Here is a 14,278-nt window from a genome sequence, read left to right as displayed (position 1 = left end):
CTGTTATCCCTCCCTGATGAGCGTCTCTATGGCATGGGCTATGTCCTGAAGCGGCAGGATAAAGTCAACTGCACCTGTTGCAATAGCTGCCTGCGGCATCCCGAAAAACTCTGATGTCTCCTCGTCCTGCGCGATCGTTGTCCCGCCCCGCTCTTTTATGGCTCTTATGCCCATCGCACCATCTGATCCTGTCCCGGTCAGGATAACCCCTATGACCCTGTCGCCAAAATCAGCAGCCGCAGAATCAAACAGAAGATCTACCGAAGGCCGAACGAAATGCACGAATGATGTTTTTGTAAGCACTATTTTACTGTCGCTGACAAGCAGATGATTGTTCGGCGGCGCCATGTACACGACCGAGTGTTGAAGGGTCTCATCATGCTCCGCCTCCTTGACCCTCATTTTGCAGTGGCGCTGCAGTATCTCTGCCATCAGGCTCTTGTGGCGGGGATCAAGATGCTGGACAACGAGTACAGATACGGGCAAATCAGGAGATAGGCCTGATAAGACCGCTGATAAGGCCCTGAGTCCTCCTGCAGATGCTCCTATAGCCACAATCTCAAACTGGCTCATTTCTGTTCATCCCTCTCACGTTCTGTAATGTCCTCAATGGCAAGAAGTATCTTATCTTTACCCCCGGCCTGACTGAATCTTCGTGCATTGAGCATCATTGTTCTTCGTCCTATATGAGGGAACTCATGCTCTATCTCGAAATCATTGAACTCTGTGTTTTTCGGTATGATCCCTTCAAGCAGTTCTCTCAATTTTGGAATATCCCACTGCCTGTTGCCTATATCATAAATGAGTCTATTTTCAGTCTCCTCCGGTGAAACTTTAAATAACAGGTAGAAAGACCGGTTCGCTGATATAACCCTCAGGTCTTTATCCAGTATCAGAAGGGCTTCCCGCACTGTATCTACTATGCTCTGGGCATATATTCGGGTATCCTGCTCCGACAGTTCAGCACGCTTTGTCTCTGTGATATCAATGAACGAGATGACAACCCCGTCAATAACATTTTCAACTGTTCTATAGGGCAGGATCCTCATTAAATACCAGTTTTTATCTGCGATCCTACTATATGGTCAAGTACTCTTATAAATTCATCCTTTGATCCGGAGGGTATGAATGCTCCAGCAGCGATATCATGCCCGCCTCCTGTGCCGCCGACTGCTCTTGCAGCCTGGCTTATCGCCTCTCCAAGGTTCAAGCCTTTTCTGGTCAGGTCATAGTTCCCCCGCGATGAGACCTTTACTCCGCCGTCAGAATCAGCAAAAGCGATGATCGGCAGGTCCCTGTTATTCACGAACGATGTGCACATGCCTGCCACTATGCCCACGATGGTCTCTCGTATCTTATCCCCGGCATCGAAATACTGCAGGTGCTCCATCTGCGTCAGTCCCTGCTCCTTTACCAGGTTCAGCCCTTCTACAAGGTTCCTTCTGTGCTCATTGAGCAGTGCGCATGCCTCTTCAAAGTAACCGGCGCGGTCCCCCATGCATACAGCAAGCCCTATATCAGCATGGTCATAGCGTGCGGTTGCATTGAGCAGGGTGGAGTACTCTGAAGCGTCCCTCGTCTCTGTGCCCTCGCGCTCGCACAGCAGTGTATAGACTTCACCCACAAGCCTCTGTGCCCTGTAGCCGGGCACCCCGCATGTAAGGCAGAACTGTATGAGAGCGGATACGATCTGCTGTTTTTCACCGGGCTCAAGGTCTATCCACCGCCTCCATTTCTCCCCGTGCTGGCGTATGCCCACTCTTTTCAGGAATTCTATGCTTGCGTCCTCGCTGCCAGTGATGCCCGGAAGATACGGGTCAGAGGAATACTGAAGCAGCTTGAATACAGGGCGCGTCTGCTTGCCAAAGAGCATGAGGTCATTCTCGTAGTGTAATACACCGCTCTTAACACCCTCATCAAGTATAGACCTGTTAGCCCCTATCAGTTGTCCGTGTTTTACGTGCTGCAGATCCCCCACTGCTCCCACTATCGCAAGGCAGGCAAGATCCACATTGTCGCCCATCTCCGAGGCCATAAAATAAGTAGTACCTGACCCGCTTATTTCAGTGGCTCCGTTTATGGCAAAAAGATGCGGGTTAAGATGATACTCATATCCATATGCTCCCTGGGGCTGGTGGTGATCCGAAATGACCGCATTGAGCTTTAATGAACTTATAGAATCCAGCATTCCACTTCCAAGGTCTGTGAATATCACCAGTTCAGGATTCCGATCTGCTACCTCTGTGAGCACCTTCTGCTCCAGTTGTTTGACAAAACGGATCTCATACTCGATGCCCGCCCTCTCCAGGGCTTTTCCCATAATTGCTGCCGATGTCAGGCCGTCGGCATCTATATGCGATACCACAAGAGCAGATGAGTGCTTTTTGATATACGAGGCACACTCTTTTGCCCTTGATTGAAGTGTCATAACAACGAGAGTGGTTTTATTTAAATAAATATACTTTGGTTGCAGAAACACCATAGAAAGAATTGATGGATAGTCTCTTCATCCTGGTAAAGTTTTTATATACGTTCATCCCATTCTTAAATGAGTGTTTAATATGGTATCTCCATTAACAATAATAATTGCTGCAGTATTAATCCTAATAATACTTATGCAGGCGATCAAGGTCGTGAGAGAATATGAGCGTGTTGTAGTCTTCAGGATGGGAAGATTACTCGGGGCAAAGGGGCCGGGGCTGTTCTTTATAATCCCTATTATAGATAGCATCGTAAAGACAGACCTGAGGATAGTTACAATAGATGTACCAAAACAGACCATAATCACAAGGGATAATGTAAGTGTGGATGTTGATGCTGTCATTTATTATCGTGTTATCAAACCCACAGATGCAGTTACAAAGGTTGAGAGCTACCAGATAGCTACAAGCCTGCTTGCCCAGACAACGCTCAGGGATATCCTGGGACAAATTGATCTGGATGACCTTCTCTCAAAGCGGGAAGAACTGAACAAGAGGCTACAGGAGGTACTGGATGTGGCGACCGATCCCTGGGGTATAAAGATAAGTGCTGTCACAATCCGTGATGTAAGCCTTCCAGAATCAATGCTTCGCGCCATAGCCAGGCAGGCAGAGGCAGAGAGGGAGCGCAGATCGAGGATCATACTTGCGGATGGAGAATTCCAGGCCAGTAAGAAGATGACAGAAGCTGCTGAATTATATCAGAAGGTGCCTATTTCCATAAGGCTCAGGGAGCTTCAAACTCTTGCTGAGATCGCAAGGGAGAAGAATCTGATAGTTGTCACTACAGGCGGGCCAGGTGGTGATGTGGGCGCTATCGCTGGTATGACAGGGGCTTTTACAAAAGCCGGGAAGAAATGAGATTTTTTCTTGCTTTTTTATTTTTTTTATTTCTCACGCAAAGCGCAGGCGCACAGGTTCTGGTAGTTGAGTTAAATAATGCCATAACCCCGGCCAGCGATGATATCGTAGCTGAAGCTCTTATAAGTGCACAGCTTGAGGATGCACAGGCATTGATAATAATCCTGAATACTCCGGGAGGGAGGCTTGAGGAGACACAGAGAATTATTGAGCATATCGAAAACTCACCTGTACCAGTAATCGGCTATGTGTATCCCAGTGGTGCCACAGCATGGTCTGCTGGCACGTTCATACTTCTTGCCACAGACATAGCAGCCATGGCCCCGAACACGATAATCGGCTCTGCCCAGCCTGTGGAGATAACCCCTGAGGGCATGAGACCGGTACAGGATGAGAAGATCATAAATGCGGTCGTTGCCCTGGCTGAGGAGAGGGCAAGGCGGCATGGAAGGAACGTAAGCGCTGCAAGGGAGTTTATTACAGAGAATCTGAACTTAAATGCAGAGGAGGCAAAGGATGCGAATGTAATAGAGGTTGTTTCTCCAGGCATCGAGGAGCTGTTAATAGAAGTGGATGGAATGACGGCAAAAGGTAAAGTGCTCAATACCTCTGGAGCTGGTATCACATATTTTTCCCCGTCGCTCAGGCTGTTGATTCTGGATCTGCTCTCAAATCCTATACTTGCATCCCTTCTGCTGCTTGTTGGTATATACTCTCTTGTGTTCGGGCTTACCAGCCCTGGATACGGAGCTGAGATATTCGGGGTTATTTCAATAAGCCTCGGGCTTATAGGACTTGGATTCTCAGTAAATATAGCAGCCATATTCCTTATCATACTCGGTATGGCGCTTTTGATACTCGAACTGTACACCCCTGAATTCGGGCTTATTGGCTTTGCAGGAATAGCATGCATTGTTCTTGGGAGTGTATTGCTTGTACCCATAGGATACCCGGGACTGTACTCTCCAGAATTCCAGAGAACATTGCTTATAAGCCTGCTTGCACCTGCCGTTGTTATCGGGGGTTTTCTCACCTTTGCGATCTATAAAATGCTTAAAATAAGAGCGAAAAAACCGGAGGTAGGGGATATCATTGGAGATACAGCCGAGACCATAGATCCGCTAATCCCCGGGGCAACAGGGTATGTGAGATACCAGGGAGAGTACTGGCGTGCAAGACCGCATGAGGATGAGAGGATTGAACCCGGAACAAAGGTTGTTATAGTAGGAAAGGACGGGACGGTGCTTATCGTCAGGCCGGTACTTTAGTCTATAACCTCATCCATATGAGCAACAGCAGGATACCTGAATAGATCAACGCACCTGATACGAAAAATTTTGGTTCACCCTTCTCTGCCCCGGGAACCTCATCCTTGATAATATTGAACAGCACAGAGCCTGCTACGAAGGCCAGTAATATGGCTGCCTCAGACTGTCTCTCTGGAAACAGGATAGATAAGGCCCAGCCTATAATAGGCATTGCACTGAGTATATACCTGCCGTATCTTTCGAACATGATGCGATAGTGTACCTCCATCGTCCTGTCTGCAACAAAGAAATGAAGAATAAGGGCGATAGAGAACAGCACTGCCTCCAGTAAGCCGATCTCGACCTCAAAGCGGATGGAATATGCTATCAGCAGACTCAGGAGGGCAAGGACGCTAAGATGGATAGCGAATACACTTCTGGAGGCTGGTATGGAACCCATGGGCTGTCCTGTCCTTGCTGAGATCTTACGGTGTGAATGTATTGCAGCATGTTCTGATATGAAGAATACGAGAAAGCCAGCGAACGCAACTCCGAAGATTGCCACCTCTGAGAAGGCCATTAGTCCTGGATAACCGCTCAGGAGGATATTGAGATGCTCCCCGGCCCTCTGTACCCTGGGCAAAAGTTCAAGGAACACGTAGGCGATAGCAACACCGCCTGAGAAAGAGACCACTGCATTCCTGTACCGTCTTGAGAACCCGTATAACCTGGGAGCAATAAGATGTACTGCTGAAAAGATCAGAGCTATGATTAATGCTGTGAGTATTATTTGCCATTGCATGAATAACTCATGTCACGATCTCAGAAAGTCTATCCTGCTCAATAGCCCTTCGTATCTCAACTGCCACGCGCCGCCCTGTGCTCATGGGTGTACGCCAGAGCATATTACCGTACGGATGCCCTGCCGATATATGCACATTGGTACCTCCGCCCACGCGCGGGGCCACATCATAAACATAGAAATTCAGGTCTTTATCCACGCAGGTCTGAAGACAGAAAGGCCCTATGATCCCGGGTTCATAGTATCTCCGGGTTGCCTCTACGTACTTTTCAGCAAGCTCGAACACATCCTCTAATAAGGACTCACGCAGCGTAGCGGAGTTATGGCCGCACACCGTGTACTCAGGTGTGATCTGCCGCTCATTCAGGGTCATCTGCTGCGGCGCAGGTAACCGCACATGCCCATCAAGGCTTGTCTCGAATCTCCAGTCTATGCCGAGAAGCTCGATCCTGCTCATCTCCTCCTCTATCGGCGAATAGAACAGGTCAAGATTGAACACAGGCCCTATTATATACCGCTCGATCCTTGCACTGGCGAGGGCCTCATGTGTGATTACCCCCTGTTTCAGGAACGCCTCTGATTTTTGTTTGAACTCGTCATATGAAGATGCCGTGAAAAAACCGCGCTCAAGTTTCTTTACTGCATGGGGAAGTTTTACCATCACAAGACTGTCTATATCCTCAGGCCGCTCGATTCTCTCAGGATACGGAAGACCTGCTCTCTCAAGCAGCCAGTAGTAATCTTTTTCTATGCCCCGCTCCTCGCTCCGCAGCATGTTGCGGCTTGCGAACATCGGGACTTTGAAATCGTCTTCGATTGCATCTATACTGCAGTAAGATGTGAATGAGCGGTTTGGGATAAAGATCGTATTCCTATCCCTGAGCCTCTTCTGGTTCTCAGGCTTGAGTATCTCATTGAACCTGTTATAAACATCAATGCTGTCAACCACACCGCGGATAATTTTTCCGTTCTGCCTCTTTGCCCTGAAATATTCAGTATATGTCCTCTCGCGTCCCCTCTCGCATACAGCGTATGTCCTGAATCCCTCCTCTACAGCACCGTCGCATACATCCAGTGCAGAGTGGGATGCCAGCACGCCGATGGTGATATTGCCAGGATCGTATTCAGATAGTACTTCTATTATCTCCTTTCTCTCAATCATGCTCAATTGTAGGTTTTATACATCTAAAATGTTCCGATATTTATGGAGGATACTCTATGGCACAGATTGCTAAAAAAAAAGAATCTATCCGAAAAATTAAAACCACAGAGTCGACTATGAACACTGTTCATAAATGAACATGAAAAAGACGATTAACAACGAACTCAAAACGAACTTAAACGAACTCATAAGCCCGAGTTCGTATCGAGTTCGTACCAGTTCGTTGTTTTATATTAGCTGAACCACATCGGAATCTATGATGCGATATAGTTGAACTTTTTCATACCAGAGCACAGAGATGTATCTAAAAAACCTCCGTGCCCTCATTTTCCGCCAAATAACGCTGAATCTAATTCTGGATCGATAGTCCAGTCAATCGCCTTGAAGAACGCCTCGATATAATCTGCCCTCTTTGTACCATAATCTATCATGAACGCATGCTCAAAGACATCCATTATCAGGATAGGGCTTGCTCCAGAGAGATGACCCCCATCATGTTCATTGATCCAGACATTAAGGAGCCGTCCGGCCGTAATATCATAGTACAGTACTGCCCATCCTATACCCCGCATCATTCCTGTTGCTTTGAAGTCCTTTTCCCAGTTCTCGTATGACCCGAAATCTTTTACGATCTTTCTGTATAGATTTGTATTTTTATCTATTTCCTTACCGCCTCTGGTCATCTTCCCGAAATAATATTCGTGCAGTCTCATCCCGTTCCATTCCCAGCCAAACCTGCGCCTGAGCTCAGCATATTCCGGTGTTCCTGCCTTCCCTTCTTTTTCAAGTTTGCCCAGCTCATCGATCAATTTATTTGTGTTCGTTACATAGCCCTGGTATAACGTGAAATGATTTTTTAGTAACTTGTCGCTCAATCCTTCTATTCCCAGTAGATGCTCAAAATTCCTTGCTTCGTATGCCATAATCTAACACCTCTTATATAAATCCAGTTTTTGTATTTAATAATTTTGTGATCAGTATAACTTTGCTAACGCTCAGCAAAGATCAATGGTAACTTATTTCGTGCCATTGTAATATCTATCTTCCAGTCAATCGCCTTGAAGAATGATTCAATATAATCCGCCTTCTTCACACCATAATCTATCATGAATGCGTGCTCAAAGACGTCCATGATCAAAATAGGACTTGCTCCAGAGAGATGACCCACATCGTGTTCATTAATCCAGACATTAAGGAGCCGTCCTGCCGCAGTATCGTAGTACAGCATTGCCCATCCTATACCCCGCATCATTCCTATTGCCTTGAAGTCTTTTTCCCAGTTCTCGTATGATCCAAAATCTTTAACAATTTTTTTGTATAGATCTGAATTCTTATCTATTGCTCTACCGCCTTTGATCATATTCCCGAAATAGTATTCATGCAATCTCATCCCGTTCCATTCCCAGCCAAATCTGCGCTTGAGTTCTGCGTACTGCGGTGTTCCTGCCATACCCTCTCTTACCATTGTACTCAATACATCAGATAATTTATTCGTATTATTTACATAACCATGGTATAACGTGAAATGATTCCTTAATAATTGATTGCTGAATCCCTCTGTTCCCAGCAGATCTTCAAAGCTTTTTAGTTCGTATGCCATACTTTTCCCCCTGTTGTTAGTAATAGATTCGAGCTTTTTATACTTAATCGTTTTGGGACTTGCACTATAATCAAAGTGCCTCTGGAAAGGTTTTATATCTATCTTAATAATGTTTACTCATGGATATCACCTCTCTCAGGAGCAGGATTGAATATCTAATCCACATGGATTCGGAAGTATTAATCCAGGATATCCTGAATTCTGGATTTTCGTGCGTGCGCTGCGGCTGGTGCTGCAGGGAGAATTTCGATATAAGGATTACGCACGATATCCTGCGCCCATCCAATGCAATCTCTATTTTTCCCGACGATATCAGGCGCATAATCAAAGGCACGGGAATGCAGTGGGATGAGATCTCACAGCCTGATATCTATTCATGCTTATCCGATGGAGATAGTATATGGGTCACAGGATGGATACTGCGGCGCAATGATGCTGGAGACTGCCTCTTTTACAGGGATAGCGCATGCACCATATACAGGTGGCGCCCGATGATATGCAGGTGCTATCCTTTTTTCATGGGTGATAAGAGCGTTGATATCATGCACTGTGAGGGACTGGGGAGTAAAATAACAAAAGAGAGTGCAGCAGAGCTGGGACGGATACTGAAGCAATATGAGATAATGAAGCTGCAGAGTTATACACATATTATAGAGCAGATAGGGGATAAACTGAAGTTTGCCAACCTGCGCATGTTGCCGCGCGATTACTCAGGTGAGGTTCTTGTATGCGATGGGGAGGCAATATTGCTGCGACGCTTCAATAAAAATTAAAATATTTTTCTTTGGATTTACAAAAAATCGGCAACACTTATATCTACCCATGTCATTTGGACTGCTGGAGAATGATTTAATGATCACATGCTCGGCCCCTGGCAAGATATACCTCTTCGGTGAGCATGCCGTAGTATATGGCGAACCAGCCATAGCATGTGCGGTAGAACTACGAACCCATGTCAGCGCAAAGAGATCCGATGCTGTTACCATATCCTCAGGTCTTGGAACAACAGGACTGGATTACGAGATACACCCATATGTTTCCTCTGTGATCGAGAAACTGGGTGTAATGGAGATCTCAGTGGATATAAGCTCAGATCTCCCTGTTGGCTCAGGTCTTGGTTCTTCTGCTGCTGTCACCATTGCAACACTTGCTGCCATCAATACCGAACTCGGGCTTGGATACAGCCACAGGGAACTTGCAAGAATGGGACATGAGATAGAGCAGGAAGTACAGGGTGCTGCAAGCCCGACAGATACCTTTGTATCCACATTCGGGGGAGTAGTCGAGATAACTTCACGCAAGCGCCTGGACTCCCTGGATTGCGGGATAGTCATAGGCAATACTAACAGACCAAAAAAAACCGCAGTAATTTTAGAAGAGGTTAAGAGGCGTATAAAGGATTTTCCTGATATCATGGATTCCGTTATCAAAACAATCGGCTCAATCACTAAGAGAGGTGAAATATCAGTCCTTGAAAAAGACTACAGATCCCTGGGCAGGCTTATGAACATAAACCATGGACTGCTTGATGCCCTTGGCGTTGGTACGGCTGAACTATCAGCCCTTGTCTATGCAGCCAGAAATGCTGGCGCATTTGGTGCAAAAATCACGGGTGCAGGCGGAGGCGGGTGCATGGTCGCCCTGACAGATTCACCCCTCAAGGTGGCATCTGCCATAGAAGCAGCGGGCGGGCAGGCAATAATAACCAGATCCACTCCACTGGGGGTGGTGCAGGAGTGAGCCTTATTATTCTAAAGATCGGGGGAAGCGTGATTACAGAGAAAGGCTCTGTATCCAAAGCAAGGAAGGATGAGATTGACAGGATATCGCGTGAGATTGCCTCATTTGAAGCTGAGACCGATTCAGGTCTTATACTTGTTCACGGCGCGGGGTCATTTGGCCATCCGCAGGCCATGAAATACTTAAATAATGGATTCAATGCGCAGGGCGTATATCTCATCCATAAATCGGTAAAAGTATTGAACTCTGTAGTACTTGATTCATTAGCAGATGCCGGTATTCCTGCCCTGCCAGTCCACCCATTAAGTTCCTGCCTGCTTGAGAACGGAAAGATCGTTGATTTTGAGCTCGGGCAGATCAAACTGATGTTAGGCAGGGGTATAGTGCCTGTACTTCATGGCGACATGGTGATGGACAGCAAGCTTGGAGCAGCCGTTCTATCAGGTGACAGACTGATCTCGCATCTCGCATCTATTATGAATGCATCCAGAATAGGGGCAGGAAGTGATGTTGACGGCGTGCTGGATAATAGAGGAGCGGTTATAAAAAAGATAACCCCGCTAAGTTTCGTTGATATGAAGAAGAATATCCAGGGCTCAACCATGACCGATGTGACTGGAGGCATGCTGGGAAAGGTATCTGAGCTCATTGAACTTGCAAAAAAGGGAATAGATTCCCGTATCTTTAATGCATCCAGGAAAGGTATGGTGTCCAAATTTTTATATAGTGAAGATGTAGGAACACTAATAGCTGGCAAATAATTTATATATATAAGGTTAAATCAGGGAGTATAATGACTACATCGGATAGAAAGATCGAACATCTATTATTATGCGTCGAAAAAGACGTAGAGGCTCATAGAACCTATACAGGGCTTAGAGCTTCAGGTTTTGATGACATCTATCTTGTTCATAACTGCCTTCCTGAGATAAACAAAAAAAATCTTGATCTTGAGATTGAGTTCCTCGGTAAGGAATTACGTGCTCCACTTTTGATTGCATCAATGACAGGCGGCCATCCCGATACCAAAGCTGTAAATGCAACACTTGCATCCGCTGCAGAAGAGCTTGGAATAGGCATTGGAGTTGGAAGCCAGAGAGCAGCGATCGAGGATCCGAGCCTTGAGGACTCATTCAGGATAGTCAGAGATAGAGCTCCTGATGCGTTTATATACGGAAACGTAGGTGCAGCCCAGCTTAATGAGTTCGGGATTGAAGGACTTGAGCGTGCGGTAGAGATGATCGGGGCAGATGCCATGGCCATACATCTGAATTTTCTTCAGGAAGCTATTCAGCCAGAAGGCAATGTTGATGCAACAGGATGTCTTACGGCAATTAAGAAGATCTGCACCGAACTTTCGGTACCTGTTATTGTAAAAGAAACAGGTGCAGGGATATCTCATCTGCAGGCTGTTGCCATATGCGAGGCAGGTGCTGCAGCTATTGATGTCGGAGGTCTTGGCGGCACAAGCTGGGCAGGCGTTGAAACATACCGGGCACAAAAGCGTGGAGATCTATTATCAGACCATCTTGGAAGGCAGTTCTGGAACTGGGGAATACCTACGGTTGTCAGCATCGTAGAGTCCTCAATATCCATCCCTGTTGTCGCAACAGGCGGCATACGCTCAGGCATCGATGCTGCAAAGTCAATCGCTCTTGGAGCATCGATCTGCGGCATAGCACTGCCACTGGTAGCGCCTGCTTTAAAGGGACAGAAGGACGTAGTAGATAAGCTGACCATGATTATTGAGGAACTTAAAGTAGCCATGTTCTTAAGCGGATGCAGAACTATTGAAGAACTCGGCAATGCTCCTGTAGTTATTACAGGTAGAACAAAGGAGTTTCTGGAACAGAGCGGATTTGAGACAAGTAGATTTGCAAGAAAAAAATATAAAATATAATATAAAAATAATTATTATGGAGTGAATTAATTTGACAGAAATAGGAATTATAGCAGTCGGCGGTTACAATGAGATGGGGAAAAATATGACTGCTATCAGGATTGATAACGACATTATTGTAATGGATATGGGATTGCAACTGGACAGGGTGCAGATCCATGAAGACGTAGAAATAGATAAAATGCATTCAATGGACCTGATAAGAATGGGTGCCATACCTGATGATATGGTCATGAAGGATGTTGGCGGAACTGTAAAGGCCATTGTATGCACACACGGGCATCTCGACCATATCGGGGCAATACCCAAACTTGCACATAGATACAAGGCACCTATTATTGCGACCCCTTATACGGCTGAGCTCGTCAAGCATGAGATATCGGATGAGCGGAGATTCGATGTGACCAATGAAGTGATTCCCCTCAAGCTTGGCGGGCGATATAATGTAACACCAGATATACAGATCGAATTTATCCGTACACAGCACAGCATCCCGGATTCTGCATTTGCTGCAATACATACACCCCAGGGTATAGTACTGTATGCAAGCGATTTTAAATTAGACCGGATGCCGACCCTCGGCCAGCCCCCTGATTTTCATAGACTAAGAGCGCTCGGGAAAGAGGATATAAAAGTAATGATCACCGAGAGTACAAACTCAGGACACTTAGGGAAGACGCCATCTGAGCAGATAGCAAAAGATCTTGTTCGTGATGTGTTGCTCGGGACTGAAGAGACAGAATCGGGTGTGGTAGTTACTACCTTCTCATCCCATGTAGCGCGCATTAATGCCATAATCCAGGCTGCGCAGGAGATGGATCGTATCCCGGTGCTCCTGGGACGGTCGATGGACCGCTACCTCTCAACAGCCAAGAATATGGGCTATATAAAATTCCCTCAAAACCTTGAGATCTATGGAAACAGGAATGGTATTGATAAAGCCTTAAAACGCATCTCCCAGGAGGGAAAGAAGAAGTATCTTCCTATAGTTACAGGCCATCAGGGTGAGCCAGATGCTATTCTTACAAGGATAGCAAATGGAGATACACCTTTTAAGATCGAATCCGGGGATAAGGTAGTATTTTCGGCAAACACGATTCCCAACCCTATGACGATGGCTAACAGGTATGCACTTGAGACAAAGCTGAAGATACAGGGGGCGCGCATATACGATAATGTCCATGTATCGGGACACGCTTCCCGGGAGGACCACTGGGAGCTTCTCAGGATGATAAAACCCGATCAGGTTATACCATCGCACGGGAATATGATGATGCATGCTGACTATGTTGAGCTTGCTGAGGACGCAGGTTATGTTTTCGGCGATACCGTACATATAATGAGAAATGGTGAGGAAATGATTGTATGAAAAACTTTAGGAAAGTTTTATCAAAAGAAGGGTATAACCTTAGGAAAGTTTTATCAAAAGAAGGGTATTTTATCAAAAGAAGGGTATAACCTTAGGAAAGTTTTATCAAAAGAAAGGTATAACCTTAGGAAAAGCGAGGTATAGCTTTATGATTGAAGAAGCCCTCAAGATAAGAGCCGGACTTGTGGATGAAGCTATTCCTAAGTTCCTGCCAATAACTCCTCCGGACGAACTATATTATGCAATGCGCCACCTGCTGGATGCAGGAGGAAAAAGGCTTCGACCTTCGGCGCTGCTACTCGCAGCCGAGGCAGTTGGAGGCAGGGCTGAGAACATGCTTCCTGCAGCAGTAGCAGTCGAACTGGTACATAATTTCACGTTGATCCACGATGATATTATGGATGAGGCAGACATTCGAAGAGGGCTTGCCACGGTTCATAAAAAATGGGGAGTCCCAAGGGCGATTATTGCCGGGGATGCTCTGTACTCTAAAGCTTTTGAGATATTATCATGTGCCAGAAGTGAACCATCTCAGATTGCTGAGAGTATTGAGCTACTATCCAAAACCTGCACAGATATATGTGAAGGCCAGTGGATGGATATGAATTTCCAGATCAGAAAAGATGTGGCTGAGCAAGAATATATACGCATGGTTGAGAAAAAAACCGCTGTACTGTTTGCGGCAGCCATGAAAATAGGGGCCATATTATCAGGTGCGAACAGGGATGTATCACGGGCATTGTGGGATTTTGGATGCCGTACAGGTGTGGGGTTCCAGATATATGATGATGTGATCGATCTTATAACACCTGAGGAGATACTCGGTAAAGCGCAGGGCGGAGACATAATAGAAGGAAAACGTACCCTTATTGTGATCCATGCTCTCTCAAAAGGGGCTACGATTGATGCGCTTGGAAAAAGCAATGCCACAAGGAGTGAGATCTCTGCTGCACTTTCGATCTTGAAGGAATCAGGCTCAATTGATTACGCCATGAACAGGGCCGTGAGTATCGTAGAGGCAGGTAAGTCCGCGCTCAGGATACTCCCTGATTCTGAGGCAAAGAGTATACTTATCGGACTTGCGGACTATATGATTGAGCGCAAGTATTAGAGCAAT

General features: G+C 46.2%; 15 protein-coding genes. 8 read left to right on the top strand and 7 right to left on the bottom strand.

What is annotated here, in order from left to right; genetic code table 11:
• Window positions 1–3: 3 nt before the first annotated feature.
• The 3 genes from ANME2D_RS01230 to ANME2D_RS01220 are packed head-to-tail and all read right to left on the bottom strand — an operon-like array spanning window position 4 to window position 2,428.
• On the bottom strand, window positions 4–573 hold the full coding sequence (locus tag ANME2D_RS01230; RefSeq protein WP_048088447.1) for a chemotaxis protein CheB: 570 nt from the start codon (window positions 571–573) through the stop codon (window positions 4–6).
• Entirely contained in the window at window positions 570–1,049 is a 480-nt protein-coding gene (locus ANME2D_RS18595) for a PAS domain-containing protein (RefSeq protein WP_048088445.1), read from the bottom strand. Before ANME2D_RS18595 ends, ANME2D_RS01230 begins: the two co-directional genes overlap by 4 nt.
• Window positions 1,049–2,428, bottom strand: coding sequence for a single-stranded-DNA-specific exonuclease RecJ (locus ANME2D_RS01220; RefSeq protein ID WP_048089225.1), 1,380 nt, complete (start codon window positions 2,426–2,428; stop codon window positions 1,049–1,051). The genes ANME2D_RS18595 and ANME2D_RS01220 overlap by 1 nt, the downstream gene beginning before the upstream one ends.
• Window positions 2,429–2,561: 133 nt before the next feature.
• On the opposite strand from ANME2D_RS01220, the gene ANME2D_RS01215 reads away from it, so the two are divergent.
• Both ANME2D_RS01215 and ANME2D_RS01210 read left to right on the top strand, forming a co-directional pair.
• Window positions 2,562–3,341 (top strand): slipin family protein, encoded by a 780-nt coding sequence (locus tag ANME2D_RS01215; RefSeq protein WP_048088443.1) that lies wholly within the window; start codon window positions 2,562–2,564, stop codon window positions 3,339–3,341.
• On the top strand, window positions 3,338–4,609 hold the full coding sequence (locus ANME2D_RS01210; protein ID WP_048088441.1) for an NfeD family protein: 1,272 nt from the start codon (window positions 3,338–3,340) through the stop codon (window positions 4,607–4,609). Before ANME2D_RS01215 ends, ANME2D_RS01210 begins: the two co-directional genes overlap by 4 nt.
• 1 nt (window position 4,610) lies before the next feature.
• Here the strand turns inward: ANME2D_RS01210 and ANME2D_RS01205 are convergent, their stop codons facing one another.
• From ANME2D_RS01205 to ANME2D_RS01190, 4 genes are all read right to left on the bottom strand, one after another.
• The gene (locus ANME2D_RS01205) at window positions 4,611–5,390 is read right to left on the bottom strand and encodes a ZIP family metal transporter (protein ID WP_048088439.1); all 780 of its coding nucleotides are present in this window, start codon (window positions 5,388–5,390) and stop codon (window positions 4,611–4,613) included.
• Window positions 5,391–5,397: 7 nt separating this feature from the next.
• Window positions 5,398–6,552 (bottom strand): formate--phosphoribosylaminoimidazolecarboxamide ligase family protein, encoded by a 1,155-nt coding sequence (locus ANME2D_RS01200; protein ID WP_048088437.1) that lies wholly within the window; start codon window positions 6,550–6,552, stop codon window positions 5,398–5,400.
• A 323-nt stretch (window positions 6,553–6,875) separates the two neighbouring features.
• Window positions 6,876–7,475 carry a superoxide dismutase gene (locus ANME2D_RS01195; RefSeq protein ID WP_048088435.1) on the bottom strand — a complete coding sequence of 200 codons (600 nt, stop codon included), beginning with the start codon at window positions 7,473–7,475 and terminating at the stop codon, window positions 6,876–6,878.
• Between the two features lie 65 nt (window positions 7,476–7,540).
• Complete coding sequence (locus ANME2D_RS01190) at window positions 7,541–8,152, bottom strand: superoxide dismutase (RefSeq protein WP_048088433.1); 612 nt, start codon at window positions 8,150–8,152, stop codon at window positions 7,541–7,543.
• A gap of 119 nt (window positions 8,153–8,271) precedes the next feature.
• On the opposite strand from ANME2D_RS01190, the gene ANME2D_RS01185 reads away from it, so the two are divergent.
• The 6 genes from ANME2D_RS01185 to ANME2D_RS01160 all read left to right on the top strand — a co-directional run bounded on the left by ANME2D_RS01185 (window position 8,272) and on the right by ANME2D_RS01160 (window position 14,272).
• Window positions 8,272–8,925, top strand: coding sequence for a YkgJ family cysteine cluster protein (locus tag ANME2D_RS01185; RefSeq protein ID WP_048088431.1), 654 nt, complete (start codon window positions 8,272–8,274; stop codon window positions 8,923–8,925).
• Window positions 8,926–9,004: 79 nt separating this feature from the next.
• A complete protein-coding gene (mvk, locus tag ANME2D_RS01180; RefSeq protein WP_048088429.1) occupies window positions 9,005–9,892 on the top strand; it encodes a mevalonate kinase in 888 nt (295 codons plus the stop codon).
• Complete coding sequence (locus ANME2D_RS01175) at window positions 9,889–10,653, top strand: isopentenyl phosphate kinase (RefSeq protein ID WP_048088427.1); 765 nt, start codon at window positions 9,889–9,891, stop codon at window positions 10,651–10,653. Before mvk ends, ANME2D_RS01175 begins: the two co-directional genes overlap by 4 nt.
• Before the next feature lie 32 nt (window positions 10,654–10,685).
• Window positions 10,686–11,792, top strand: a complete 1,107-nt coding sequence (gene fni, locus ANME2D_RS01170) for a type 2 isopentenyl-diphosphate Delta-isomerase (protein ID WP_048088424.1) — start codon at window positions 10,686–10,688, stop codon at window positions 11,790–11,792.
• Between the two features lie 31 nt (window positions 11,793–11,823).
• Window positions 11,824–13,161 carry an RNase J family beta-CASP ribonuclease gene (locus ANME2D_RS01165; protein ID WP_048088422.1) on the top strand — a complete coding sequence of 446 codons (1,338 nt, stop codon included), beginning with the start codon at window positions 11,824–11,826 and terminating at the stop codon, window positions 13,159–13,161.
• A gap of 148 nt (window positions 13,162–13,309) precedes the next feature.
• Window positions 13,310–14,272, top strand: a complete 963-nt coding sequence (locus ANME2D_RS01160; RefSeq protein WP_048088421.1) for a polyprenyl synthetase family protein — start codon at window positions 13,310–13,312, stop codon at window positions 14,270–14,272.
• Window positions 14,273–14,278 lie beyond the last annotated feature (6 nt).

The organism is Candidatus Methanoperedens nitratireducens, from assembly GCF_000685155.1.
Classification (GTDB): domain Archaea; phylum Halobacteriota; class Methanosarcinia; order Methanosarcinales; family Methanoperedenaceae; genus Methanoperedens; species Methanoperedens nitratireducens.
Note: the sequence above shows the minus strand (reverse complement) of the source record. Positions and strands in the feature narration are given on the sequence as shown.

Excerpts from the sequence above, each read along its gene's own strand:
- ANME2D_RS01230 (WP_048088447.1), bottom strand. The coding sequence starts at position 573 with ATGAGCCAGTTTGAGATTGTGGCTATAGGAGCATCTGCAGGAGGACTC.
- ANME2D_RS18595 (WP_048088445.1), bottom strand. The coding sequence starts at position 1,049 with ATGAGGATCCTGCCCTATAGAACAGTTGAAAATGTTATTGACGGGGTT.
- ANME2D_RS01220 (WP_048089225.1), bottom strand. The coding sequence starts at position 2,428 with ATGACACTTCAATCAAGGGCAAAAGAGTGTGCCTCGTATATCAAAAAG.
- ANME2D_RS01215 (WP_048088443.1), top strand. The coding sequence starts at position 2,562 with ATGGTATCTCCATTAACAATAATAATTGCTGCAGTATTAATCCTAATA.
- ANME2D_RS01210 (WP_048088441.1), top strand. The coding sequence starts at position 3,338 with ATGAGATTTTTTCTTGCTTTTTTATTTTTTTTATTTCTCACGCAAAGC.
- ANME2D_RS01205 (WP_048088439.1), bottom strand. The coding sequence starts at position 5,390 with ATGCAATGGCAAATAATACTCACAGCATTAATCATAGCTCTGATCTTT.
- ANME2D_RS01200 (WP_048088437.1), bottom strand. The coding sequence starts at position 6,552 with ATGATTGAGAGAAAGGAGATAATAGAAGTACTATCTGAATACGATCCT.
- ANME2D_RS01195 (WP_048088435.1), bottom strand. The coding sequence starts at position 7,475 with ATGGCATACGAAGCAAGGAATTTTGAGCATCTACTGGGAATAGAAGGA.
- ANME2D_RS01190 (WP_048088433.1), bottom strand. The coding sequence starts at position 8,152 with ATGGCATACGAACTAAAAAGCTTTGAAGATCTGCTGGGAACAGAGGGA.
- ANME2D_RS01185 (WP_048088431.1), top strand. The coding sequence starts at position 8,272 with ATGGATATCACCTCTCTCAGGAGCAGGATTGAATATCTAATCCACATG.
- mvk (WP_048088429.1), top strand. The coding sequence starts at position 9,005 with ATGATCACATGCTCGGCCCCTGGCAAGATATACCTCTTCGGTGAGCAT.
- fni (WP_048088424.1), top strand. The coding sequence starts at position 10,686 with ATGACTACATCGGATAGAAAGATCGAACATCTATTATTATGCGTCGAA.
- ANME2D_RS01160 (WP_048088421.1), top strand. The coding sequence starts at position 13,310 with ATGATTGAAGAAGCCCTCAAGATAAGAGCCGGACTTGTGGATGAAGCT.